Below are 24,523 nucleotides of genomic sequence, written 5' to 3' on the forward strand. Positions count from 1 at the left end.
GTATAATTAAAGGATTACTTTTTCAAAAATGAGTTCTCCGGTACCGTTCGTTCCGTTGTTCTGAAAGGTTGCTGATGCTGAAAGCCCAGGAACAGGAACAGTAGGAGAGTACTGCATATAGCCCGACAGGGAAATTTTATCACCCGTATTGAGCAGGATAACAATTGACCCGTTAAAAACCGGATTATATCCTAGGCGGGCATTGTCAGAAGTAAATGATTGAGAATCAATATCTGTAAAGACAGTTGGGGTAGCTGCATTTGCTTTTTGAAGCTTTAAACGTACTTCAACAGGAGCGGAGGATCCTAATACTGCATAGGATCTGTAGGTGATTCTATATAATGCTACCTCATTTACCGTAATAATATTAGAGGTAAGTGACAGGTTGATATTAGTACCCTGAAAATTGGAACCTCCCGAATTGCTAATAGGAATTGCTATGTTAGGTACTGTACAATTTGTTCCAAGAAAGGGAATGGTACATGACAAAGTAACGTTGGAAGGTCTGGAAAAATGGGCAAGATATTGCGGTTTGGTTTCAACGATATAATCATAGGTACTTTTCCATTGTGTTCCATCGTGTTCATAAACAGAAGCATTATTCTTACTGTATAGTAATGCTCCTTTAAATGTACTGTCTCCTGAAGGGTTTGCTGCATTGCTTATTTGGGATACAGAAGGTATCAGGACGGCCTTGGCAGGAACTGTGGATTTTACATCAAGTATAGCATTGGGGTGCGGTTCATGATCTGTGGGATCGTTGGATACAGCTACCTGGCCATATCCTTCTATTGCCAGCAGGCAAAATAAAATGTAATGTGTTTTTTTCATCGTGTAATTTTTACATTGTTATTATATATTTTATTAGTCTATTGCTTTATAAACGATGACTATTCTTTACATATAACATAACACCTTCAAAGAGAGACATTGTATCACATTCTTTGTTGTTATTATTTAGAAGGAAAGGATATGAGGGAAAATATCCTTCCTTCAAAATATACTAACATTTGTGTTAATAGAATCGAAACCTGCTAAATGGTGATTTATAAAAAAGCCTTTAAACTTTCAGTATTAATAAGTACGCTTTAGCAATTATTTCATTAATCATTTGATTCTTGTACAAAATTATCTTAAATGTATCTAGCTGTCTATATAATAGGGTTGTTATAAGTCGTTGATGGTCGTCGAAAATCATCAGAATGGGTTATTTTAATTAATAATGCGGATTATTAAATGAAAATATTTGGGAAGGTTTAAAATTTAAGATACATAAATTATAACTATCCTTTTGATTTGTATGTTAATAAGAGATTCATTTAAAAATCATTGAAAATTGTGATCCAATAATTTATTGTTCAGGATGATATAATACAATTGAAGAAAACAAGGTTGGTCTTAACAGAACTTTTGCTTTGCGTTAAAATATATGGTTAACTTAAAAATAAAAGTGACTGAATAGTCTTTACTTTAAAAGGTTCTGAAACTTTTAAAAATAGTTTGAAAATAGGATATGTGATGATAATCGATGATAATCGATGGTGTTGTTTTTCGTTTAGGACAGGAGGTTTCTTGTAATTTTGCAGTCAAGATCACAGATTTGCAGTGATGACAATATATTGAGCTCAGATAGGTATATCGACAAGCTAATGAGCCTCACTTTTGCTTATTGTAAGAAAGCTGAAATCAGATGGCATGTATATTAACTTTTAAAAATTAAATTAAAAACACTACATATGGAAGTACAGTTAATTATTTCCTTTTTGACTGCATCATTACTGTTATCAATTATTCCAGGTCCGGATAATATATTTGTTTTAACAGAAAGTATAACGAAAGGTAAAAAAAACGGAATTGCTATTTCGTTAGGTTTAGCAATGGGAGTTTTAGTGCATACTGCTGCTGCTGCAACTGGTTTGTCCATTATTATTCAAAAATCAGCGATGGCATTTTCCATTATTAAATATATAGGTGCTGCTTATTTGTTTTATCTGGCTTTTATGTCTTTAAAAGAAAAAAAAATTGAATTGACTCTGGTTGATGATCAAGTACAAAATAAAAACAATGTAGCTTATTTAATTAAAAAGGGCTTTTTAATGAATGTTTTAAATCCAAAAGTTGCCTTATTCTTCATTGCTTTTTTACCTCAGTTTATTAGTAAAAATGGTTTTAACATCACATTACAAATGTTTCTGTTGGGAATTATTTTTGCGCTACAGGCTTTTTTAGTCTTTTTCATAATTTCAATATTAGCGAGCAGACTTACAAAATATGTAAATGATAATAAATTTTGGAAAATTACCAAATGGAGCAAAGTGGGTGTTCTTTCAAGTTTAGGTATGGCCTTATTATTATCAAAAAAATAACAGATATATTACAATAATACCGTGACTGATTTTAAAAATATTCATATAGGCTCTTTAATTAAGCATCTCATTGAAGGCCGTGAAATAGAAACAGATCGTGTTTGTAAATTCATCAAATGTACGGATGAAGAATTGGCAGTAATACTCTCCAGAGAATTTCTGGGGAGTGATCTAATATTAAGATTCAGTATTTTGCTTGAATATGATTTTTTTAGAATTTATTCCCAATATCTGATATTGTATGCTCCCCCAAGCAAGCTTAGCTCTACTATTTCTGATAAAAAAGTATCTCTTCCACAGTTCAAAAAGAAGAGTCTTTATACCAAGGAAATTATTGATTTTATACTTGAACTTATCAGTTCCGGAAAAAAAACCAAGCGCCAGGTTATAGAAGAATATAAAATCCCAAAAACAACTTTATATAAATGGATCAGCAAGTATCACAATGGTTTTTAAGTATGTTGAATAAGCATAAAGCAGATAAGAACTATCCTAAAAATTTTATTAAAAATTATTTTCTTTATTAAATTGTCATTTATGAAAAAAAAGAAAATTTTATTCAGGTTACGCTCGATGGAAATGGGGGGTGTGCAAAAGGTATTACTAGAACTCTTGAATCGGTTAGATAAAGATAAATTTGATATTTCCTTATTACTTAACATTAATCAGGGGGATCTGAAGAAAGAAATTCCATCTCATATTAATTTATATTATATAACAAAAGGACGAGAAGAACTATCCAATTGTAGAGTGTTATTTTTTTTTCAGCTTATATTGAGAAGGTTTATTCTTGAATTATATAATTTTTTCCCCATTCTATTAAGAAATAAACTAAACAACGTTCCAGATATAGAGATTGCTTTTATGCATTTCAATTTGCCAGGCCTTGTTAATAGTCCCTTTAAATCTTCAAAAAAAATTAACTGGTTTCATTCAGATATTCGTTTTTTTAGATCCAAAAAACAGGCGGAAAATATCATTATGTATATGAAACAATGTGATATTTCAGTTTTTGTGTCTGAAACAACTTATCAAAATGTAGAACTATATTCTAACAATGCTATTTCTAATGGAATATGTATCTATAATATAATTGATTATAAAAAGATTATATCGAAAGCAGCTGAATCAGTTTCTGATTATAAAATGCTAATGGGTAAAAAGCATATCTTTGTATCTACTGGGAGATTGGTTTTCCAAAAAGGGTATGATGTACTCCTCGAAGCTCATACCGAACTTATTAAGGAGGGTGTTGACCATTATATTTTTATAGTGGGACAGGGCATTGATTATGAAAAATTAAAAGAAAAAATAAGTACAAAAAGGGTAGATAGTACATTTATCCTGCTCGGCAATCAAGAAAATCCTTATCCTTATATGGCAGCTGCGGATTATTACATCCAACCATCTCGCTACGAAGCTTATCCTTTGGCTATAGGTGAAGCCCTAGCCCTTAATAAACCTATCATAAGTACGGATTCAGGGGGTATAAGGGAAATGATTATACATAATGAGACTGGCCTGATTGTAAATTTTTCAAAAGAAGATTTAAAAGAAGCCATGAAATCTTTTATTGAGCAAAAGGGATTGGTAGAGTACATCAAAAAGAATCAAACGAAATTTGATTTTGATGTGCATAATGAACAAATCTATCAAAAAGTACAAAATATCCTATCATAAAGTATTTTTTTTGCGTCTATCCTTTAATTTTTTATTTTAAAATGCACCAAACCTAATTAATTTGTAAATTTATATTGTAAAAATGCAAATAAATGGGTTGTGAACTTAGATTAATGCATAGAGGTTTAGTACCTAAAGAGAAATCTCGAATTTTTGGATTTATTTCAAAAATCTATGCTAATGAAAACTAAAATTTTATTTTTAATACTTATCCTTTTTAGCAATTTATTCTATTCACAAGATAAAATACAACAGCAAAAAAGTATAGACAGTCTTATAGCAATTGTAGCTGACAAAAATGCTATTGTTAATAAAGGAACTAAAGAAATGCTAAGATTATGTACGGAGATATATTATCAGTCGAAAAGCATTGATTATAATAACGGTATATTGAGTAGTATTTATGGAATGGGTGGAATTTATGCTGATGAACAGAATTATGAAGAAGCTTTAAAAAGAATTCCGGAAGGTTTAACTTTAGCTGAGGAATCTAAAGACTACAAATGGTGGGCTAAACTCCTTATGATTGAAGGAGTTATCTATTCAAATTTAGGATATAGCAAAAGATCACGTGAAGCTTTGGATAAAAGCTTATACATCGTAAATAATTTTTCAGTCAAAGATGATAGACATTTTATAGTATCAACAATATATGAATCGATAGCAATAAACTTTTCTACTGCCCCGAAAGCAAATAATGATTCAATGGTTTTTTATTTACATAAGGCTTATGTCGAATCAAAAAAAATAGAAAAGAAGTATATATATAGAAACCTTCGTGTGGCCACATTTGCTTTGAATTTGGGATCAATATATGTTGAAAGAAATGATATTGGAAAAGCAGAAAAATTTATTAATGAGTTTGAGCTTATCATGAAAAATGAAAAAGATAAATCATTTTTTATTCAATTTTATAATCTTAAGGGTCTTATAGAAAATAAAAAGAAGAATTATACCGAAGCTATAGAATATTTTAAGAGATCTTTGCAACTTATCCATGAGTATAAATTGTTCTCACGAGAATTAAAAGATGTATATAAGGGGATGGCGGAATCATATCTAGGTCTTAATGATTTCAAAAATCAGGCATTATACCTTTCAAAAGTTCAGAATATTACGGACAGTATTTCTACTGCTGAAAAAAAAATCTTAAATAATGCAATATCTACCCAAAACAAAAGTATAAAAGAGACACAAAGTAGTAAAAATTACAATTATATTATTGCTGTAGTCCTAGTATTAATAGCAGCCAGCATACTTTATATTTTTGTCGAGAGGCAAAAAACTAAAGGTAAAGCAAGCAAAAATAATGAATTACCAGTTGCCGATGAAAAATCTTATTTTTCTGACGAAACTTCTCAACAGGGAAAAGAAAAACCTGAAAAAGAGGTTCAAATCTTAAGAGAGCTTATTGAACTAGTCCAGAGTAAGGATAAATCTTTTCATTTAAAATTTTCTGAAGCATTTCCTGAATTTGATCAAAAGCTTTTGACAATAAATCCGACACTTACCCATTCAGATCTGGAGTATTGTGCTTTAATGAAATTAAAATTTGAAACAAAAGAAATAGCACAGTACAAAAATGTTACGATAAACTCTGTTGAGAGTAAGAAATACAGGTTAAGGAAAAAACTCAATATCCCTACCAATATTGATATCTATACCTGGATGCTGAAAGTTATCTGATCACTATTTTCATAGCATCTCACATAACTGCAAACAAAAAAAGTGAAGGAAATTATCCTTCACTTTTTTTGTCGTTGACATCTGATGAAGCTGGCCAGGTGAAATAAAAAATAAAGTATTGGGCCCAATTTCTGTTTGGTGATAATCAACCCTATTGACAGCACTGCCTGAAGTAAGCCACAGTATCTCATAAAAACTATGTTTATGAGGCTATTGTAGATCAGGAGGGCGATTAAGATCCTCAAATCTTTCAAACATGAATTCGTTATCTATAGATTTCTCAGACTTAAAATCTTCAATATTATAAATTTTAAACATAGGATGTTGATCAAATAATGAGTTCGATAACTTACAATTTTTGCAAGACACCTCAAAATATTCAAATCAAAAAAGCAAAATTTTGTATTGAAATTTTTGGAAGGTTAGATACCATCGATGTTGAGCTTCATGTTTTATATAAACTCAATTGGGTTCAGGTTCAGGAAATAAATTATCTTTGTTATAGACCTAAATTTTGTCTATCATGAAGTTAGAATTATATCAAATAGATGCTTTTACAGATGAGATCTTCCATGGGAACCCTGCCTGTGTTGTTCTGTTAAAAAACTGGTTACCTGATGAGATACTTTTAAAAATAGCCAGTGAAAATGCTGTGGCAGAAACAGCTTTCTTTATTGATAATGGCAATACCATTCACCTGAGATGGTTTACCCCTGAAATAGAAATGGACCTGTGCGGGCATGCTACTCTTGCCGCGGCTCATTGCTTAGTTTCCATCTTAAACCATCAGAGTAACAGAATGGTTTTTCAAACTAAAAGCGGTGAATTAACAGTCGAAGTAAAAGATGGATTTTATTATATGGATTTCCCGTCAAGAATGCCTGAAGAATCTGCTCTTCCGGATATTATCACCCAATCTCTCAATATCCAGCCTAAGGAAGTCTTCAAATCAAGAGACTATGTTCTGGTATACGAATCTGAGGAGGAGATAAAAAAAATCAAAATTGAAAGATCTGTTTTTGACCTTATCAATCTGGACCCGGGAGGCGTTATTGTAACAGCAGCAGGTACTGACAGTGATTTTGTTTCAAGATATTTTACGCCGCAGTCGTCTATTCTTGAAGATCCTGTAACCGGCTCTGCACACTGCTCGCTTATTCCTTTCTGGTCATCAAGATTAGGAAAAGATAAGCTTTTCGCCCGCCAGCTATCGGAAAGAGGCGGCCAGCTCTATTGTGAAAACAAAAATGAAAGAGTGATTGTGGCAGGTAAAGCCAGAACCTATTCTGTGGGACATTTATGGATAGAATAATGTTATTCTGATCAGGCTGTATAGTCTAACAACTCAAACATAAGGACGAGAAAGGACTTAGTCATCACTTTTAATTTGACTCAAACGAACCCGGTCTTATAAGAAGTGCTTAGATAAGCCCTATCTTGTTGGCCAAAAACCAAATGGCGCCGCTTTTAGATAAGCGGCGCCATTTTTAATAGTAATCAAATTAGTCCCGGTTAACGATCTTACAGGGTTGTCAGAGGCATTAGATTAGGGAAACGTAAATGTAACATATGAATTAGAATGAACTTACCATGACCATTGTTTTTAGAACCAATGTATTCGTGGCAAGATAATCCTTATCTCTGCTTTTATGGCCTGAGCTTTTTTACAAAGTTAATTTGAGCTTTTCTACAAAGTTCAAGTTAAGTCATCATTCTAAATTTGTATCATTAAAATCAACAAAATGAAAATAGTAAATAAAATTTACATCAACGGTATGTTTGTTACTCCACACGGGGCAGAAATTTTTGATGTGATCAATCCATCTAATAATCAAAAGATCGGAGAAGTCACATTAGCTGATGAAATAGATGCGAAAAATGCAATCGCTGCGGCAAAAGTTGCGTTCAAAAGTTTTTCTAAATCTACAGTTGCTACACGCATTGATTATTTGAGAAAATTAAGAACTGCAGTCGAAAAAAGGCAACAGGATTTTATTGATATCATGATTGAAGAATATGGTGGTACACGCCAATTCGTTACGATGAGCAGTAAGCATACCGGAGCCTGGTTCGACAGTATGATAGAAGTGCTTCAGACGTACAAATTTGAAGAAACCATCAATTCTTCATTCGTGAAATTACAACCTGTTGGTGTAGTCGGAATCATTACGCCCTGGAATTCCAGCAACAGCTCCATCTGCAGCAAAGTTGCTACAGCGATTGCAGCAGGATGTACCGTTGTAATCAAACCTAGCGAGATGAGCAGTCTGCAGACTCAGGTTTTGATGGAAGCATTTCATGATGCCGGCTTGCCGGAGGGGATCATCAACTTCGTGACAGGTCTGGGAAATGTGGTTGGCACAGAATTGACCAGTAACCCGGACGTTTCTAAAATTTCATTCACAGGTTCTACAGCAGTTGGGAAACTAATTGCAAAAATTGCTGTCGATACAATGAAACGTGTCACTTTGGAATTGGGTGGAAAGTCTCCGAACATTATTCTTGATGATGCAGATTTGGAAAAAACCATTCCAATGGCAGTTTATGGAGCTTATATGAACAGTGGGCAAGCTTGTATTGCACCGACAAGACTTTTGGTACCCGAAAATAAACTGGATAAAGTAAATGCCATTGCAAAAGCTACTGTTGACAAAATCATTGTTAATTTACCTCAGAATGAGGATACTCATATTGGCCCGATGGTCAGTGTGAAACAGTTTGACAGAGTTCAAAGTTATATTAAATTAGGTTTGGAGGAAGGCGCCGTATTACTTGCCGGCGGCGAAGGAAAACCTGAAGGGCTAGAAGAGGGAAACTTTGTAAAAGCTACAATTTTCACCAACGTCAACAACAAAATGAGAATCGCTCAGGAAGAGATTTTTGGTCCGGTTTTATCCATCATCCCTTATAAAACAGAAGATGAAGCAATTGAAATTGCAAATGATTCACCTTACGGATTGGCTGCTTATATTAGTTCAGCAGATCCAGAAAGAGCAATGCATGTTGCTTCTCAAATTGATGCTGGAAGAATTTGTATTAATGGTTTCAATCATGATCCATTGGTTCCTTTTGGTGGCTTTAAACAATCAGGAATCGGAAGAGAATACGGTACCTATGGTTTGGAAGCTTACCTTGAACCAAAAGCAATTCTGAAATAATAATTTGTAAATTTGATAAAGCATTACGCAATAGGTAATGCTTTTATTTTTCGATATGAACAACAGATTACAAACTAAGGATATTGTCTACTCCTGTTATCACAAACTGAATAGGAAAGGCGAAAATTTTGTTCCGAAACATACTCTTTCGTATCAGATTTCGGGTAGTTTTATGTTGTCAGATAGTAATGGCACTTATGCCGCAAATCCAGGAGATTTTAATCTTATCAGAAAAAATCAGTTAGTGAAGTTTGTTAAAATTCCACCTGAAAACGGTGTGTTTGAAAGTATGAATATCTATTTGAGTGATGAAGATTTAATAAACTTTTCGAAAGAATATAATCTTCATACTGAACATTCGGTTACGGCAAAGTCTCTTATTCCTATCGAAGTCAATGCTGTACTTCAGAATTTTATGATCTCTTTACAGACACTTCTGGAAAGTAACCTGAAAAATCAGTCTCTGATTGACCTGAAAATAAAAGAACTTCTTTTAATTTTATTGCAAGCCCAGCCTGAACTGAAAAATATCCTTTTTGATTTTTCCGAGCCTTTTAAAATTGATCTGGAAGCCTTTATGAATCAGAACTATAGATACAATGTTAATCTCAAACGCTTTGCTTATCTCACAGGAAGAAGTCTTGCTACATTTAAACGTGATTTTGAAAAAATATTTCAGTCTTCACCGCATAAATGGATTCTGCAAAAACGTCTGAATGAAGCTCATTTTTTGATAAAAGAAGAAGGCAAATCCGCGTCTGATATTTTTGTTGATCTGGGTTTTGAGGATCTTTCACATTTTTCTTATACATTTAAAAAACAGTTTGGGTACAGTCCTACAAAAATTGAGAGAGGTATCAGTACTTAAACTTTTTTATCCTTATTTTCTTTTTCTGATGTTATTGGTAATATTCACTTGTTTTGCATTATAATTTCTATTTAAAATTAATTCACCTCACCATTGATCGGAAGTAAAGATTCAATTTTCTTACCAGCTCGTTGGCTAGTTGATTTTCTAGATTGCAAAGATAGTAACTGAAATCTTGATACTTATGAAGTTTTCCTCGAACGACAAATCAGTTGAATTTGTCACCAGTTAAGTATGCAAATAAAGATCATAAGGGGAAAATGTATCTTAATTTTCTACCAATTAGAGAAACATATTAACTTTTTAAATATTTAAAGAGAAAATTTTATTTCTTCAATTCGCATATTTACCTTTTTTATACGTTTTTTTATCGAAATGATTTCATTTTGAGGAATTATTTTTGTAGCAGTACTCAAAAAGAGTTGTATAGGTTTAAAATAATTGAGGACTTAAGAGATTCTAGATATTTTTTTATCATTTGTGTTTAAACTGCATCGGTATAGGTGCAGTTTTTTTTGAATACACATTGTAGTTGTGGCAGGAATTTTTATTACAAATATTCCTTCATAATACATTAGTTTGGCAGGTATCCGATTAAGTTTTTAAATATGAATATAAAAAACTGTAATATATCAGCATTAATCATTTCGTTTAAATAAAATATGAATTATGGAAGAATTTCTAATCGAGCCCTTTCTCAATGCTGATAATGGTGTTTCTTATATCAACACCAAAAGCATATCGGAGTTGCTATTACTACGGTCTTCCGAGCTATTCCAGCCACATAGAACAGAATTTAATGTCATCTATCTTTTCGACGAAGGCGAGGGGAAGCATACCATAGATTTTACTACCATTGATATAGAACAAAAGTATATGCTTTTTGTTACTCAAAATCAAGTGACTCAATTTCATGAGCCTGCCAATTACAAGGGGAGGGTGTTAATTTTTACTGAAGACTTTTTTTGTACAAATAATTTATGCCAGACCCAGTTTTTTGGACAATCAGATTTATTTAATGATCCATTAAATTTACCGTATTTTGATGTAAGGGAAAGATTTGATGAGATTTCCGCCTTATTCAGCTTTATAAATGATGAGCTTAAGAGACCCTATCATGAAGCTCAGTCTGCTATTTTAAATAATTACTTATTCAATATCCTTTTAATTGCAGAAAACTTATCAGAGTATAAAGATAGAAAGCTCGATGTTTCCAAGAACAAGCTGTTACTGTCAAAATTCAAGTCTATGGTTAATAAAAATATCCACCAAAGGCATACATTAGAATTTTATGTTGAAAATTTAAATGTGAGTTTGCGAACACTTCAAATTGCTTTTCTAGAGGAAGAAAAACAAACCCCAAAACAATGGCTGATCAACAGGATGATTCTGGAAATCAAAAGAAATCTCTGTTACCAGGATAAAAGTATAAGTGAAATCGCCTATAAGCTGGGCTTTAAAGAGGTAACCAATTTTATTAAGTTTTTTAAATCCAAAACAGACTTAACTCCATCTCAATTTAGATCCCTTTCAGTAAAAAAATAATTCCTTTATAAGCTTAATATGGTCAGATCATAAGGCTTGATTTCTTAAACAAATTAGATTTTAATGAAGTAAAAACCACACCTTTTATTATATTAGGTGTGGTAACAACACAAATGATGAAAAAAAAAATTATTTCTAAAAAGCCAAATCAGCCAGCCAAAGCTTAAGCTGAATTATATTTTTTCATGAATACAAATTAAAATCTTTTTTATCCAAAACTATTGATATATAAGCGCATAAAAATGATCAAATTAATTAGTTGGATGGTGATATTCTGAAAAAGGATAGCTATTATATTTTAGCAAGACAAAACGGCAAAGTTTGGACTCCTTATTCAAGGTCTATAGTTTTTAAACGATAATTACTTCAGAGGAATAATCTTCTTATTCTTTATTCATAGCGATAACAACGTCATTATTACTTTAAAAAGATATAGCTGTTTTCGGAAATTTCATCAATTAGATTTCCGAAAATGGGTAGATATTCGTTTGTATGCCTGTGATTTTGTGTTGACTTTTACATTGTTAATGCTAGAGCATCTTTAGGCTCTGTGAGCATTAATAACTAGTAATTTTTACAACCAAATCTAATATATACCATGAAAAAAAACTCATTATTAGCATTCACTGTAGGCATAACATCAGTATTTTATGCACAGGTGGGAGTAAATACCGCAAATCCTTCTGCAACGATGGATATTGTAGGAAATCCAACTATAACTACTTCAATTGATGGACTGTTACCTCCAAGAATTACAGGAGATCAATTAAAAGCAAAAGATTCTGTGTACGGTAATGTTCAAAATGGAGCTATAGTGTATGTTACAGCGCCCGTTGGGACGTCAACACCCAAAACAGTGCAAGTCACAGCATCAGGCTATTACTATTATGATGCTCCTAACAATGTCTGGGCAGTCTTGAATGGTAATAAAGAGACAGGCGGAACGGGAACGACACTTTTTGCAAGTAAAAATGGTGCTTGGTCGTTAATAAATTTAGGTATTTCCGGGACAAGCTGGAATAAAATAAGCCTTACATCAACAGACACTAAAACAGGAATTTCTACGCTTCTCAACAATGGAGTTTATACAGCTCCAAAAACAGGACTTTATGATGTGAAGTATGAAGTTCAGTTGGCGGGTGGTGTTGATTTAAGTGTGTTAGGGGGTAAAAGGTTAGGTATCCTGAAAAATGGCAATACTGTATTTGAGCAGAAAATTATTGATGCTGTCCGTGTATCTATTCTTAGTGTCACACTTGCTTCGGTACCTGTTACTTCCACTACTCTTGGAGCTATTGTTCCGCTGAATGCTGGTGAAACAATCACATTTGCTGTTGAAACTGGAAACGTTAATTTATCATTACTCACCGATAGTAAAGTGTCAGTATCTGTATATAAAGTTTCTGACTAGTATCCATCATTGAACTTAAAAGACTTTGCCTGATGATTGGCAATAGGGCATGAATTATAAGAAAATACATATCGGGAAATTAATTGATTTAAAAGTCATGGAATCAGGACTTAAAACAAGCCATATCTGCAGGTTTTTCAAATGTGACATGAACGAAATCAACAAAATGTATGAAGCTGAAACTTTGGATGCAGAGATCCTTCTCAGCTGGTGCAAGCTTTTAAAGTACGATTTTTTCAGGGTTTACACTCAGCACCTGATATTATATTCTCCTAAAGCAAAGGCTCGTCTCAGCAGTGAAGATGACGAGGTGAAAAAGCCAGCAAGGACAGAATTGCATAAAAATCTGTATACAGTGGAAATAATAGCCTTTATCATGGAGAAGATTTCTTCCGGAGAAATGACAAAATTACAAATTATAAATAGGTACGGAATCCCAAAGACAACCCTGTATAAATGGATATCTAAATATGAAAGTACAGAAGCTTAAATCAATAAAGATAATGATATGGAGAAGAATCTTACACCAAACTATAAGCTGATCTTTTTAGATATACTTGAACAAAAATTTCCGGACAGGAAAGATGTCTGTATGCCGATTTTAAGTAAAAATGAGCTATCTCAATTCGATATAATTGAGCTGAATCAAAAAATTTTTGGAGGTATTGATAAGGACACATTCACTTTGAATCAAAAACACAAAGCATATAATAAACACAGTATTTCAAAGATTTTAAATTACCAAATTAAAAACGATTTAAGTAATATGCGAACTGCTTCAATCTTTAAATTAAGCAGGAATACGATAACCAAGTGGAAAAAAAAATATACCCACTTGATTTCAGTTACTGAAAGCTGCAATTAGTTTATTATTCGGAAACCGATTTATCATATTTATTTTCAAAGTATAAGGATGGAGGGAGGCCTGTAATTTCTTTAAAAGTTTTGGTGAACGAAGAAGCGGTGGCAAAGCCGGTAACTTCTGCAAGATAGCTTATCTTATATTTTTTATAAGAAATATCACTGTCCATCTTGCCGATTATATAATTTATCCTGAGAGTATTAATATAGGTCTTAAAGCTGTCAGATTTATATTTTTTAATAATTGCAGATAAATATTTTACATTCGTTCCAAACTCTGTAGCAAGATTGCCAAGGGTGACCCCCTTTTTTGTAAACATGTTATTATCTTCAAAATTATTTAGCTTTTCCAGGATCAACAGTTCAGTACTGCTACTAATTGAATTTGGTAATTTGGCATCGGGTATTTCTGTGGGGCTTATTTCTGTGCTTTTTTCAGGCAAATAAATGTCTGAATTGTTATTTGTATTTGGTTTTATTCTGATGAATATGATTAAACCGATAATTATCGTTATTGAAGCGGCTAAGCATAAAATCAAAATTTTAATCTGCGTCGGATTCCCAATTGGCCTGAGGCATCCTTTGCAATCCTTAACCATTAAATTGAGCTCCTTCATCTTTTGGCTGCATATGCAAGCTATATCACTTCCTTCTGTTTTTGATTTATTGCTCCCTAACACTAGAAACATAGGGTTAACAGTAAATATCTTTAAAAATTCTTGAAGCTTTGGATGTGACCATGATTTTGTTTGGTTATTTACATGTGTACAATTGTAAATTTCAGAAGAGACATTTAAATTTTTTTTCTTTTCAACCTCCATTGTACAGGAAATGAAGATATAAGATATGAGATAAAAAACGGAACTCATAATGATTGTGGGAATACCTATCAATATATTTTTTTTAAAACGATGTTATCATGAAAACACAATAATATGGCAAATAATCTCGCGTCAGTTATCAATTTCCGAAAAAAAATGATAATTATTTTCAATAAAGAAAACCTTTTGCCTTCAGGCGAGAAGCGAAGATAAAATGGAATAAGAGATGATCCGGAGATACAAAAAATGTTAATCATATCATACTTAATAAATACCAATCTTCTAACTGATCAAAAGCAGCATCCTTTCAACAGGAGCTCTGTGAACGCAAGGCAAAACCTTTCCAATATTTTACGGCTTAGTTGAGATGGATGTTAAGCTTTATTCTTTATTAAGGATTATTAGTCGTAATAACAAACATAACCAAAGGTTCATCTCCGATGTTTTCAATAGAATGATAGCCTATGGAACTGATGGCTGTAATATCTCCTTTTTGAAGTATTTTTTTTCGCTCCGGTCCCTGAGTTCCGGTTCTTTCACGATACTCTCCGGCTCCATGTACAACAATATATAGTTCTTCTTCATTTTTTTCATTGTGGGTATGAAACCCGGATTCATCACCTGTATTTAATAGAACCATATAAGCACCCAGACGATTATTGGTCAGCTCATTCTGATCGAACATTTGGATCATATATACAGTTCCGTTTCCGCCATACATTTTTTCACGTTTATCTATGCGTATAATGCTTCGCTCTTCCTTTTCAAAGGCCATTACATAAAGGTGGATGTATTTTGAAACCTCCTGTATAACGTGATCGAATTCCGCTCCTTCAGATAATATAACTGTATCAGCCATGTGAGTTAGATATTGATTTAAAATAATGTACATCAATTTACCAAAAATTATACAGGAATGCAAGCAAAACAGCTTTTATTGAAAAATCAACCATTTAGCAAATCAGCAACAGCCTATACTCACCATCCCTTTCAACAGGAGCCCTATGAATACAAGGCAGGACTTGCTGCCCCGGATGATCTACTGCCAATTTCCAAAGATGCCCTGATCCTAAATTTATGGGTTGGGCATTGGACTTGGGCTGATAATGCAGATCGAAGAAACAGTCTTTCAGGAACATTTCGAATTCTGCTTCCGGACCGTCATGTAATTCTTTAAGCTTTTCCCGGATTTCCGGAATCAGGATTTTTTGTGTAGCCTGATCATTAGGTAAGATATCACTTGCAGCACCATGGTAGGTACATAAAAAAGTTTGGGTACCAACAGGCGAGCGGTCCACATGATACGAATATACATCGGTTGAAATAAAATCGAACTCCTCATCTCGCTCGTAACTTTTGAGTAAATTAAGGGAAGGGGAGGCTCCGAAATCAGCTAATTGCTTTAAATCACTCAAGATAATTTCCCTTGCAGCATTCCCTTCTTCTGATAGCTGCAGTGCTAAAAGATCTTCAATGGAAACTTCCGTAATATTCTCTTTTAATTGAAGTTGAGACACAATTTCTTTAAAATCACCGTCTAAATTTCTGTCCCAGCAAACTGCATTCATCGCTCCCTGAAAATTGGTATTTATAAGCTCAGAAAAAGTAGAAACTACTCCAATTTGATTGTGGTCAGAAAATTTTAGATTCATAATAAATTGCTTAATGTTCTGCAAAAATAAGGATTAGGCTATAAGATAATGAAGGCCAATACCAGATATTATTTGGATTTTATGAGGAGATTATTTTATATCAGTTTCCTGCGGATACGGCTCAGGCTTTCAGGCTTCATTCCCAGGAAAGAAGCAATATAGGTAATAGGCACATTATGCAGGATTCCCGGATAATTTTCAATAAGTTTCCTGTAGCGTTTTTCTCCGGAAAGAGTGGCGAGCTCAGTGGATCGGGTTTCATTATAGACAATAGATTTTTGAAAAACTTCTATGCTGAAATCTTTCATAGCTTCACTTTTTGAAGTTAAAGAATCAAGATCCGTCCTGGTGATTCGTAGGAGCTCACATTCAGTGATGCATTCAACATTTTCATTAGATTTTGTTGCATTTATGAAATTAAAATAGGAGGTAAAAAATCCCGGAGGACAATTGATGTGCGTTGTTACCTCATCTCCATTTTCGTTATAATGGAATAGGCGTAGATAGCCTGATATGATATAATAAAGGTATTCCGGTACTTTTCCCGCTTCTTCAATAATACGGTTTTTAGGAAAAAGTACCGGTTCAAAATATTGAAAAATCAAATCCTTATCCATTTGGGAAAGAGGATGTCCGGACTGGATAAAATCAATTAATTTCTGCTGCATCGTACCTTACAAATGGTTATAAATTCAAATTTACAACAACTATTTCAATAGCTCTTTATGCTCCATTAAATAAAGTAGTGCTTCCTTTACTGCCTGTTCCGGACTTTTGGGGTTGAATCCCAATTCTTTTCTGGATTTTGTAATGTCAAAATCTTGCTGCAAACCCGAAAACATCGCAATATCCTTGCGGGTCAGAACAGGTGGCTTTTTCTGTATTTTAGCAGTAAGCTCCATAATTCCGGCAATAGTAAATAAAATAACTTTAGGCACTGAACCGGGAATTTTGATCTTTAGCTCAGGAAATAATGTATTGGCTAAGATAGTAGTGTCTGTAATGGTCATACACTTCTCATTGGCAAGGATATAGCGTTCTCCGTCACGGCCATTCTGTGCAGCCAGGTAACAACCTTCTGCAACATCTTTTACATCGATCCAGTTCAGGGTTATTTTAGTATCTACCGGGATTTCTTTATTGAGAATGAGCTTTAAAACTCCATAAGAAACGTTCAGCGGTAAAAAAGCCTCACTTCCGATCATTGCTGAAGGCATCACGGATACTATTTCTATTCCCAGTTTTCTGGCCAGTTCAAATGCCAGCTTTTCGCCGTCGTTTTTAGAATTGTAATACATATCCCTGCGGTCAGGATTGTAGCCGTAACTTTCTTTGGTAGGGAGTTTTGTATAATCTAATGCCGCTATAGAACTTACATAAACAATACGTTTTACGCCTGCTTCTGCTGCGGCTTCAATAGTATTTTTTGTTCCCTGAATATTCACATCATAAATTTCTGTTTTAGGATCCTGTGCCCACAGCTTGAAAGATGCTCCCACTGCATAGAATGTTTCCACTCCCTGTAAAGCTTTTATAAAAGACGATTTGTCGGTGATATCTGCCTGTACCACCTCGCAGTCCAATCCTGTAAATGGTGCTTTATTATTAATATTTCTTACGCTGGCTCTTACAGGAACTCCTTTATTGATCAGGAATCTTACCAGATTATTTCCTAAATGTCCGTTGGCCCCGGAAACTAAAGCCAGATTTTTCTGTATCATAATTGCTTATTTTAATGACACAAAGTTCCTGCAACTGTTTGCCAATGCACTTGACTTTTGTTAGATAATGACGGTTTCTGCGATAAAAATATAAAGCCATCTCAATAATGAGACAGCTTCATCTGTTTTGTATATGATGTCATTAAATGAATGGCTGACAGCTTAATACCATGAGCCAATTGTTTTATCCTGCTTTGCACATAGCATCCCAGGTTGTCCAGAAATGGGCATTAATAGCTCCGGGAGCAGGGTTGGTGCTGTCAGCAACAATACCTACCATAGAAGCGCAGTTCGAATTGCAGCCTATTTCATTGTAACTTCCTGCCTGAGGCGGAATTTGGCGCCATGTACCGGTAGAACCGCTTAATAATTCCACTTTAATTTCAAAAATACCCGAAAGATTTGGGGTCTGAATTTGTTTCGTCGGAGCTTCACTGGAAATCGAATCGCTCCAGTTACCCTGTGAGAATGTAACGCGCCATGTGGAAATCATTTTGGATGTATCGTTCTGAGGTGAAAGATAAACCCAGAATTGTGCGCCTCCACCCAATTGAAGCTGGCCGGCAGAGTTGGCATTGATGTTTGTAGTGTCCATATTGAATTTATTTTGTTGGTTATTTTTTTATTAACTGTTCTGTATTCCAAAGTAACAAAGAAGAATACAGCTGTTTTAGAGTACAAATGACCAATTATGGCTTTGGGTAGAAATACTTAGGTTAGGAAAACAAAACTGAGAACTATATTTTCCTGTAGATTTGCTGGCAGAGGAGGAAATGCTTTATCTTTGTTTTTAAAGGTTGATGATAAGTTGTTGGCCGAAAATACCTTTATGAATAATAGTTTTTTACTTTCTGCAAAAAGAATCTGTATTGCAGCTTTTCTTTCCTTAAACACAGTGATGTATGCCCAGAAAGCAGATATTTCCACAATTTCGGAAAAAACCTTAAACAGCATCCTGGAAAAAAATAGAAACTATTATACGGAAGGGAAAGTGGCTGATTACATTCCTGAACTAGGTAAAATGGATGCCAGAGCAATCGCTTTTTCAGTGGTTGGTAAAAACGGTAAAATCTTTAATACTGGCGATGTTCACAAGAAATTTACCATGCAGAGTATCTCCAAAATCATTGCATTAATGATTGCTGTCAATGAGAAAGGGGAGGCAAATGTTTTTGATAAAATGGGGTATTTTGGAACCGATAAACCTTTCAATCACTTTTCCAACCTTGAAACGACGGGCAAGCCATTGAATCCGATGATGAATGCGGGAGCTATTCTTACCACTTCACTAATTTCAGGAGAAGGTGAAAAACCATTTCTTAAAATTTTGGATTTGGTAAGATATATAACCAAAAATAATACAATTGATTACAATACATCCGTTTACGAATCCGAAAAATCTACAGGCCACCGTAACCGTGGCATGTTTTACCTGATGAAAAACAACGGACTGATCTCGGGAAATGAAGATCAGCTGGACAATTATTTCAAACAATGTTCTATTGAGCTTACGGCTGAAGATTTGGCTAAAATTGGATATTTCTTTGCCAATGAATGTGTTCGGTTCGATGGGGATTCTATCTATAAAAATGAAGAGCTGGCAAGATTGGTACAGTCACAAATGCTAATAGCCGGGATGTACGAATTCAGTGGAGAATATGCCAGAACAGTAGGCGTACCTAGCAAATCCGGTGTTGGAGGCGGAATTGCCGTGAGCGTTCCCGGGAAAATGGGTATCGGTGTTTTCAGTCCCGCATTAGATCAGCATGGAAATTCCTCGGCCGGTTATCATATGATTTTAGACCTGGTGAAACAGTATGACCTGAGTCTGTTTTAAGAATAGGTCTTCACATGTCGAATTCAGACATCAGACCATTTTATTTTTCAGGTCTTTATACTTCGAACGTCCTACAGGCAATACTTCACCTGTTTTAAGCAAGGCTCCATACCGTGTGCCGGGATTGATGATAATTTTTTCGATCTGCTGAAAATTAACAAGATAAGACTTATGAATGCGTTCAAACCTCTCAGGAAGAAGTTGCTGCAAATATTCAAGGGATTTATCATGAAGCTCATTCTGTCCGTTACTGAGATGCAGCTCAGTATAAATTCCGGCCCCTTTGATGTAGATCACCTCAGAAATATTGATCAAACGAACCTGTCCGGCTCTTTTTACAGCGAGGTATTTAATGCCTTCATCCGGTTTTATGGCAGGGCTGACGAATCTTGTTAAAGCCTTAAAAAGTCTGTCCTGGTCAAAGGGTTTGGGAACAAAATCAAGAACCCCGTACGCAAAAGCGGTAATCGCCTTATCTGTATTGGCAGAAACAATTATGGTATGAAAAGAAGCGGCTACCATATGTTCCAATAGTTCAAAACCATTATCCCCATTGAGATTAAGATCAAGTAGGAGCAGATCGGGAATTCGGGTTGAAACCTGATCAAGTCCCTTTTGCAGGGAATCACAGATAATGATTTCATGGGGTCTGTCCGTAAAGAATTCGGACGTCATACGCTGTAAACGTCGTGCAATTCTGGCCTCATCCTCTATAATTACTATATTCATCACCTTACAATTTGAATGGTAGACATCCAGCCGGTTTCCGTAGAGCCCGATTCGAGTTTCCAGTTTTGGCCATAACTTTCAGTCAGTCTTGCTTTGATATACTTAAAGCCGTTTCCGCCCGCGCGGTCCGTCATGATTGGCCGGTTCTTCGCGATAGTTTCAAAAGTATATTGGTGAGCCTCTTTTGATAAAGAATAATGGAGTACAAATTGAATTGTATTTCCGGACAGTGGCTCGCTGTGTGTAATACCATTCTCCAGCAGGGTATGAATGATTGCCGGAGGTATCAGCTGTGTTTCATCGATTCCTTTTTGTTCCCAGATATAATTTATTTCCTTCCGAAAACCCATAACTGACAAGTGTTGGCGGCATAACTCCAGTTCTTTCGTAACAGGGATCAGGGTCTGTTCAGAGATTTCGTTCATAATGTCAAATTCTGTAGCCAATGCCTGTATAAAGCGGGCTCCGTCCTTGGGGGATTCTTCTACCCAGTCCATCATCGAAGTCAGTGTATTTCTTAAAAAGTGAGGCTGAATATTCTTTTTAAGCAATTCCAGTTGCAGCCTCGACGAAAGTAAAACAGCATTCTGATGCTCTGCCTCAATGACACTGGTACGGATAGAATGCAGATAAAGCATAGAGAGTACAATGATAGTAAAACTAATGAATAACCCATAATCATAAACCACAAGCCTGTTGACCAATGCACTTGCCAAAAGAGCAGTCAGAGCAATAAAACCTCCTTTTTCCTTTTGAAGAATACCATTCAGAACCACAATGAAGGCAGTTATCAGCATGGCCAGGCTATAGAGCCGGGCAGTCAGGTCATAGTGCCCGTAATTGAACCAATAAAGTCCAAGCAGTGTCAGCAGCAGGGCGAGCATCAGCCATTTCCCATATCTGAAGTTAAACTGAATAATAAAATACCAAGGAACCAGCAGCGCATTGGTAAACGTCAGCCATCCGATGATTTCAAGACGTAAGAAGAACTCAGAATAGGGGAGTTTCACATGGAATTTCAGATATTCCATGATCAGTAAAGTGAAAAAAAGAAGGCATATGGTCGCAAATATAAGGATGTCTTTCTGTTTTCTTTTGCTGTTCAGATAGAGGAAGAAATAATAAACGGCAGCGATCAGAAAAGCTCCGGCCATCAGGTTCATATAGGCCGTTGTGACCAGTGGGTATGTCAGTAATGTTTCGTAATTATTGATTGTGAATCCAATACTCCGCTGGACATCAGGATACAGGGATTGGGAGCTGCGCATGGCAATCGTATGAAGCCCGGGCGAAATCAGATGATTCGGAATCCTGTAATAACTGCATTCAGTTCCCGGTATTTCCGGATTTCCATTTTTCGGAAGCTGTCCGTTTCTGCCGATCAGTACACCATCCCAGTACACTTCAAAAGCACCGAAAGAATTGATCTGAAGACCGAGAGGTATCAGCTCGTTTTCCACCGGACGTAAATCAACATGGGTACGTGACCAGAATATTTTATCCGAAGTATTATCCCTGGTCTCAGACCAGTCTTTATCATTATAATTTTTACTTATCCAGGCCATATTATCTCCGGTTTTATAAACCGGTACCGGATCTTCATTGCGGATAACAGGTATGGCCAGCAGGTCAAGCAGCGTTAATAAAAATATTAAATAATACATAATGTAAATATACAAGCTAATTTGAAAAATCAGATGTCGTTTGAAAGCTTGTGGAGCTGTTCAGATGTTTCTTCTGTGAATGGCTGTTTCTACGATTTAAATTTACATCATGAAACAAGTAGCCATCATTTTTTTTATCATCTTGTCTGTTCAGTATTCATTTGCACAGAAAGGTCAGATTACTGGAGTCATTCAGGAAAAACAGGATATACCCATATCTTATGTAACGGTAACATTAAAGGATAACGGAGATCGGGCGATTGCCGCCGGTATTTCGGATGCTAAAGGCATATTCAGGCTGGAAAGCATTACGGCTGGAAACTATACCATCAGTTATACTCTTGCGGGTTTTCAGACAATCAGCAGGCCTGTGGAGGTTAAGACTGATGAGGTAATCAATGTGGGAACGGTCATTTTAGAGCCTGATACAAAACTGTTACAGGAAGTGTCTGTAACAGGACAGCGTTCATCGGTCAGTTTAAAACTGGACAAAAAAGTCTTTGAAGTAGGTAAGGATGTCCTCTCGCAGTCAGGTGCGGTGACGGATCTTCTCAACGTTGTTCCTTCTGTTAGTGTGAGTCCGGGTGGAGAAATCAGTTTACGGGGGAATTCTAATGTATTGGTATTAATTGACGGCCGCCGGACCGGACTGACTCAGAGCAATGCTTTGGAACAGGTGCCTGCCGATCAGGTAGAGCGCGTGGAGGTGATTACCAATCCTTCTTCCAGATTCGATGCAGGTGGCTCTGCGGGGATTATCAATATCATACTTAAAAAAAATAAAAAGGCAGGGTTCAATGGTCAGCTGCGTCTGGTAGGCGGCATACCCAACGAAACCCGTATCAGCCCCAGCCTGAATTATAAATCAAATAAACTCAATCTGTTTGCTACCTACGGCATCCGGTTCTCAGATTATGTAGGTCTGTATACAATGAAACAGTCTACGGGACTTTCAGGAACACGGGCAGATCTGGACCAGAGACAGGATGAGAACAGGCATGATGATGCCAAATTACTTTATTTTGGGGCCGACTTTAAGATCAATGATCATAATACCATTACCGCAGCTTTCATGAGGAATTCAACCCACGATCATGACAAGACCCAGCTTAATTATTTATATTCAAATAAAAACGGAATTATCGACAGCAGTCTCACCAGAAAGGGCGAATCATGGGAAAAGCGCAGCTATAACCAGCTCGAATTCAATTATACCAAAAACTTTGCTAAAGCAGGAAAGAAGCTGACTGTAGATATGCAGTATGACTTCTGGGATAGTGACAAAGACTGGAACTTATCAACCCGCAAAATATTTCCAGCTGCTGTAGACTTACCAATGATCAGGACGGGTTCAATGGGTGAGAGCAAGGATTTTATGATTAAAACAGATATGGTGCAGCCACTGGACAGTACTTCCACTTTGGAATTCGGTTTGAAGTTAGAAGACCGGAGAGTAAACACCGACTTTATCGCGGAACAGCAGAATTCAGCGGGCTGGGAGATCATTGATCAGATTGATAATCATTTGTTATATAAAGAATTGATTGGAAGTGCTTACGTACAGTTTTCCGGAAAGACCGGAGCTTTAAGTTATCAGGCAGGTTTACGTGGCGAGCTTACCCATATCGGTATCGAAGACCGTGCGGGCACCTATACCAATGAGAAAAATTATAACCGTCTGTTTCCAACATTAAATGTAAGCTATCGTTTCAATGAGCGGACTACCTTACAGGGAAGCTACAGCAAAAGAATCAACAGGCCAAGGCTGGGCATGATTTATCCTTTTAATGAACTGACTGATCTAAGCAGTCGTTATGTGGGAAATCCGGATCTTAATCCATCTTATGTCAATGTTTTTGAAATCGCTTTTCTTAAAAACTGGAAGACGCTTACCTTTAATCCATCCTTCTATTATCAACGAAATACCGGAGTAATGGAAGATTATACGTTCCGGAATGCAGAGGGGCTGTTTATTACAATGCCGGTTAATATAAAAAGGGAAACCCGTCACGGTTTTGAGCTGTCAGTGCTTTATAATCCTGTCAAATGGCTGCAGGTTAATACAGAGTTTAATCTGTTTCATTATGCCGAACAGGGCAGTTATAAAGATCAAAGCTTCGATTATTCCGGGAATACCTTAACCGCCCGCGTAAGTGCCCAGCTGAAACTGAAGAACAAACTTGCTTTTCAAACGCTTTATAATTTCAGAGGAGCCAATGCTACTGCCCAGACTCATACAGATGCACTTCACAGTATTGATGTTGGACTCAGCAAGACTTTTTTAAAAGACAAAGCAACGCTTATGTTTGATATAAGCAACCTGTTTGGATTACGAAAGTCAAACAGCAGAACTGTAGGGGCAGATTACGAAATCAGCCAGGCCAGTATTCCTAATGCTGCCCGCTATCGTTTAACGCTGGTGTACAGATTCAACCAAAAAGATAATCAGACGGTACGGCAAGCTAAAAGTGGCAACAGAGATTAAATTTTAGATAATTTATTGGCATTTTAAATAAAACAATAA

At 35.5% G+C, this 24,523-nt stretch carries 22 protein-coding genes and 1 pseudogene; 13 read left to right on the plus strand and 10 right to left on the minus strand.

The genetic code is table 11. From position 1 onward, the window contains the following. Positions 1-6: 6 nt before the first annotated feature. Positions 7-831, minus strand: a complete 825-nt coding sequence (locus LC418_RS09915; RefSeq protein ID WP_223558964.1) for a hypothetical protein — start codon at positions 829-831, stop codon at positions 7-9. A 905-nt stretch (positions 832-1,736) separates the two neighbouring features. Here LC418_RS09915 and LC418_RS09920 point away from each other — a divergent pair. The 4 genes from LC418_RS09920 (at position 1,737) to LC418_RS09935 (ending at position 5,732) form a co-directional block, all read left to right on the plus strand. Next, entirely contained in the window at positions 1,737-2,366 is a 630-nt protein-coding gene (locus tag LC418_RS09920; protein ID WP_223558965.1) for a LysE family translocator, read from the plus strand. A gap of 21 nt (positions 2,367-2,387) precedes the next feature. Continuing rightward, positions 2,388-2,822 (plus strand): transposase, encoded by a 435-nt coding sequence (locus tag LC418_RS09925; RefSeq protein WP_223558966.1) that lies wholly within the window; start codon positions 2,388-2,390, stop codon positions 2,820-2,822. A gap of 81 nt (positions 2,823-2,903) precedes the next feature. After that, entirely contained in the window at positions 2,904-4,046 is a 1,143-nt protein-coding gene (locus LC418_RS09930) for a glycosyltransferase (protein ID WP_223558967.1), read from the plus strand. A gap of 180 nt (positions 4,047-4,226) precedes the next feature. Then, positions 4,227-5,732, plus strand: coding sequence for a tetratricopeptide repeat protein (locus tag LC418_RS09935; protein ID WP_223558968.1), 1,506 nt, complete (start codon positions 4,227-4,229; stop codon positions 5,730-5,732). Between the two features lie 9 nt (positions 5,733-5,741). On the opposite strand, the pseudogene LC418_RS21105 reads toward LC418_RS09935, so the two are convergent. After that, a pseudogene (locus LC418_RS21105) lies at positions 5,742-5,930 on the minus strand (AraC family ligand binding domain-containing protein); the annotation flags it as partial. 325 nt (positions 5,931-6,255) lie between these two features. Here LC418_RS21105 and LC418_RS09945 point away from each other — a divergent pair. The 7 genes from LC418_RS09945 (at position 6,256) to LC418_RS09975 (ending at position 13,579) form a co-directional block, all read left to right on the plus strand. Continuing rightward, complete coding sequence (locus tag LC418_RS09945) at positions 6,256-7,044, plus strand: PhzF family phenazine biosynthesis protein (protein WP_223558969.1); 789 nt, start codon at positions 6,256-6,258, stop codon at positions 7,042-7,044. 430 nt (positions 7,045-7,474) lie between these two features. Continuing rightward, positions 7,475-8,890, plus strand: a complete 1,416-nt coding sequence (locus tag LC418_RS09950) for an aldehyde dehydrogenase family protein (protein WP_223558970.1) — start codon at positions 7,475-7,477, stop codon at positions 8,888-8,890. Between the two features lie 55 nt (positions 8,891-8,945). Beyond that, positions 8,946-9,758, plus strand: a complete 813-nt coding sequence (locus tag LC418_RS09955; protein WP_223558971.1) for a helix-turn-helix domain-containing protein — start codon at positions 8,946-8,948, stop codon at positions 9,756-9,758. A gap of 669 nt (positions 9,759-10,427) precedes the next feature. Continuing rightward, entirely contained in the window at positions 10,428-11,303 is an 876-nt protein-coding gene (locus LC418_RS09960) for a helix-turn-helix domain-containing protein (RefSeq protein WP_111959631.1), read from the plus strand. A gap of 598 nt (positions 11,304-11,901) precedes the next feature. Next, positions 11,902-12,714, plus strand: a complete 813-nt coding sequence (locus tag LC418_RS09965; RefSeq protein WP_223558972.1) for a hypothetical protein — start codon at positions 11,902-11,904, stop codon at positions 12,712-12,714. Positions 12,715-12,763: 49 nt separating this feature from the next. Next, complete coding sequence (locus LC418_RS09970) at positions 12,764-13,204, plus strand: transposase (RefSeq protein WP_111959635.1); 441 nt, start codon at positions 12,764-12,766, stop codon at positions 13,202-13,204. Positions 13,205-13,222: 18 nt separating this feature from the next. Next, on the plus strand, positions 13,223-13,579 hold the full coding sequence (locus LC418_RS09975; RefSeq protein WP_111959637.1) for a helix-turn-helix domain-containing protein: 357 nt from the start codon (positions 13,223-13,225) through the stop codon (positions 13,577-13,579). A gap of 4 nt (positions 13,580-13,583) precedes the next feature. Here LC418_RS09975 and LC418_RS09980 read toward each other — a convergent pair whose 3' ends face one another. From LC418_RS09980 to LC418_RS10005, 6 genes are all read right to left on the minus strand, one after another. Then, entirely contained in the window at positions 13,584-14,396 is an 813-nt protein-coding gene (locus LC418_RS09980; RefSeq protein WP_223558973.1) for a helix-turn-helix domain-containing protein, read from the minus strand. A gap of 391 nt (positions 14,397-14,787) precedes the next feature. Further along, a complete protein-coding gene (locus tag LC418_RS09985) occupies positions 14,788-15,255 on the minus strand; it encodes a cupin domain-containing protein (RefSeq protein ID WP_111959641.1) in 468 nt (155 codons plus the stop codon). 94 nt (positions 15,256-15,349) lie between these two features. Then, the gene (locus LC418_RS09990; RefSeq protein WP_223558974.1) at positions 15,350-16,048 is read right to left on the minus strand and encodes a DUF1826 domain-containing protein; all 699 of its coding nucleotides are present in this window, start codon (positions 16,046-16,048) and stop codon (positions 15,350-15,352) included. A 95-nt stretch (positions 16,049-16,143) separates the two neighbouring features. After that, complete coding sequence (locus tag LC418_RS09995) at positions 16,144-16,716, minus strand: Crp/Fnr family transcriptional regulator (protein ID WP_223558975.1); 573 nt, start codon at positions 16,714-16,716, stop codon at positions 16,144-16,146. A 39-nt stretch (positions 16,717-16,755) separates the two neighbouring features. Next, on the minus strand, positions 16,756-17,769 hold the full coding sequence (locus LC418_RS10000; protein ID WP_223558976.1) for an NAD-dependent epimerase/dehydratase family protein: 1,014 nt from the start codon (positions 17,767-17,769) through the stop codon (positions 16,756-16,758). A gap of 184 nt (positions 17,770-17,953) precedes the next feature. Further along, the gene (locus LC418_RS10005) at positions 17,954-18,364 is read right to left on the minus strand and encodes a hypothetical protein (protein WP_111959649.1); all 411 of its coding nucleotides are present in this window, start codon (positions 18,362-18,364) and stop codon (positions 17,954-17,956) included. A 234-nt stretch (positions 18,365-18,598) separates the two neighbouring features. Between LC418_RS10005 and glsA the strand changes: the two genes are divergently transcribed. Next, positions 18,599-19,606 (plus strand): glutaminase A, encoded by a 1,008-nt coding sequence (glsA, locus tag LC418_RS10010; RefSeq protein ID WP_223558977.1) that lies wholly within the window; start codon positions 18,599-18,601, stop codon positions 19,604-19,606. A 30-nt stretch (positions 19,607-19,636) separates the two neighbouring features. Here glsA and LC418_RS10015 read toward each other — a convergent pair whose 3' ends face one another. Both LC418_RS10015 and LC418_RS10020 read right to left on the minus strand, forming a co-directional pair. After that, on the minus strand, positions 19,637-20,335 hold the full coding sequence (locus LC418_RS10015; RefSeq protein ID WP_111959651.1) for a LytR/AlgR family response regulator transcription factor: 699 nt from the start codon (positions 20,333-20,335) through the stop codon (positions 19,637-19,639). Next, positions 20,335-21,999: a histidine kinase gene (locus tag LC418_RS10020; RefSeq protein ID WP_223558978.1), complete on the minus strand. Its 1,665-nt coding sequence runs from the start codon at positions 21,997-21,999 to the stop codon at positions 20,335-20,337. The genes LC418_RS10015 and LC418_RS10020 overlap by 1 nt, the downstream gene beginning before the upstream one ends. Positions 22,000-22,108: 109 nt before the next feature. On the opposite strand from LC418_RS10020, the gene LC418_RS10025 reads away from it, so the two are divergent. Next, a complete protein-coding gene (locus tag LC418_RS10025; protein ID WP_223558979.1) occupies positions 22,109-24,484 on the plus strand; it encodes a TonB-dependent receptor in 2,376 nt (791 codons plus the stop codon). Positions 24,485-24,523: the final 39 nt, after the last annotated feature.

The sequence above is a fragment of the Chryseobacterium lathyri genome, assembly GCF_019970085.1.
Classification (GTDB): domain Bacteria; phylum Bacteroidota; class Bacteroidia; order Flavobacteriales; family Weeksellaceae; genus Chryseobacterium; species Chryseobacterium lathyri.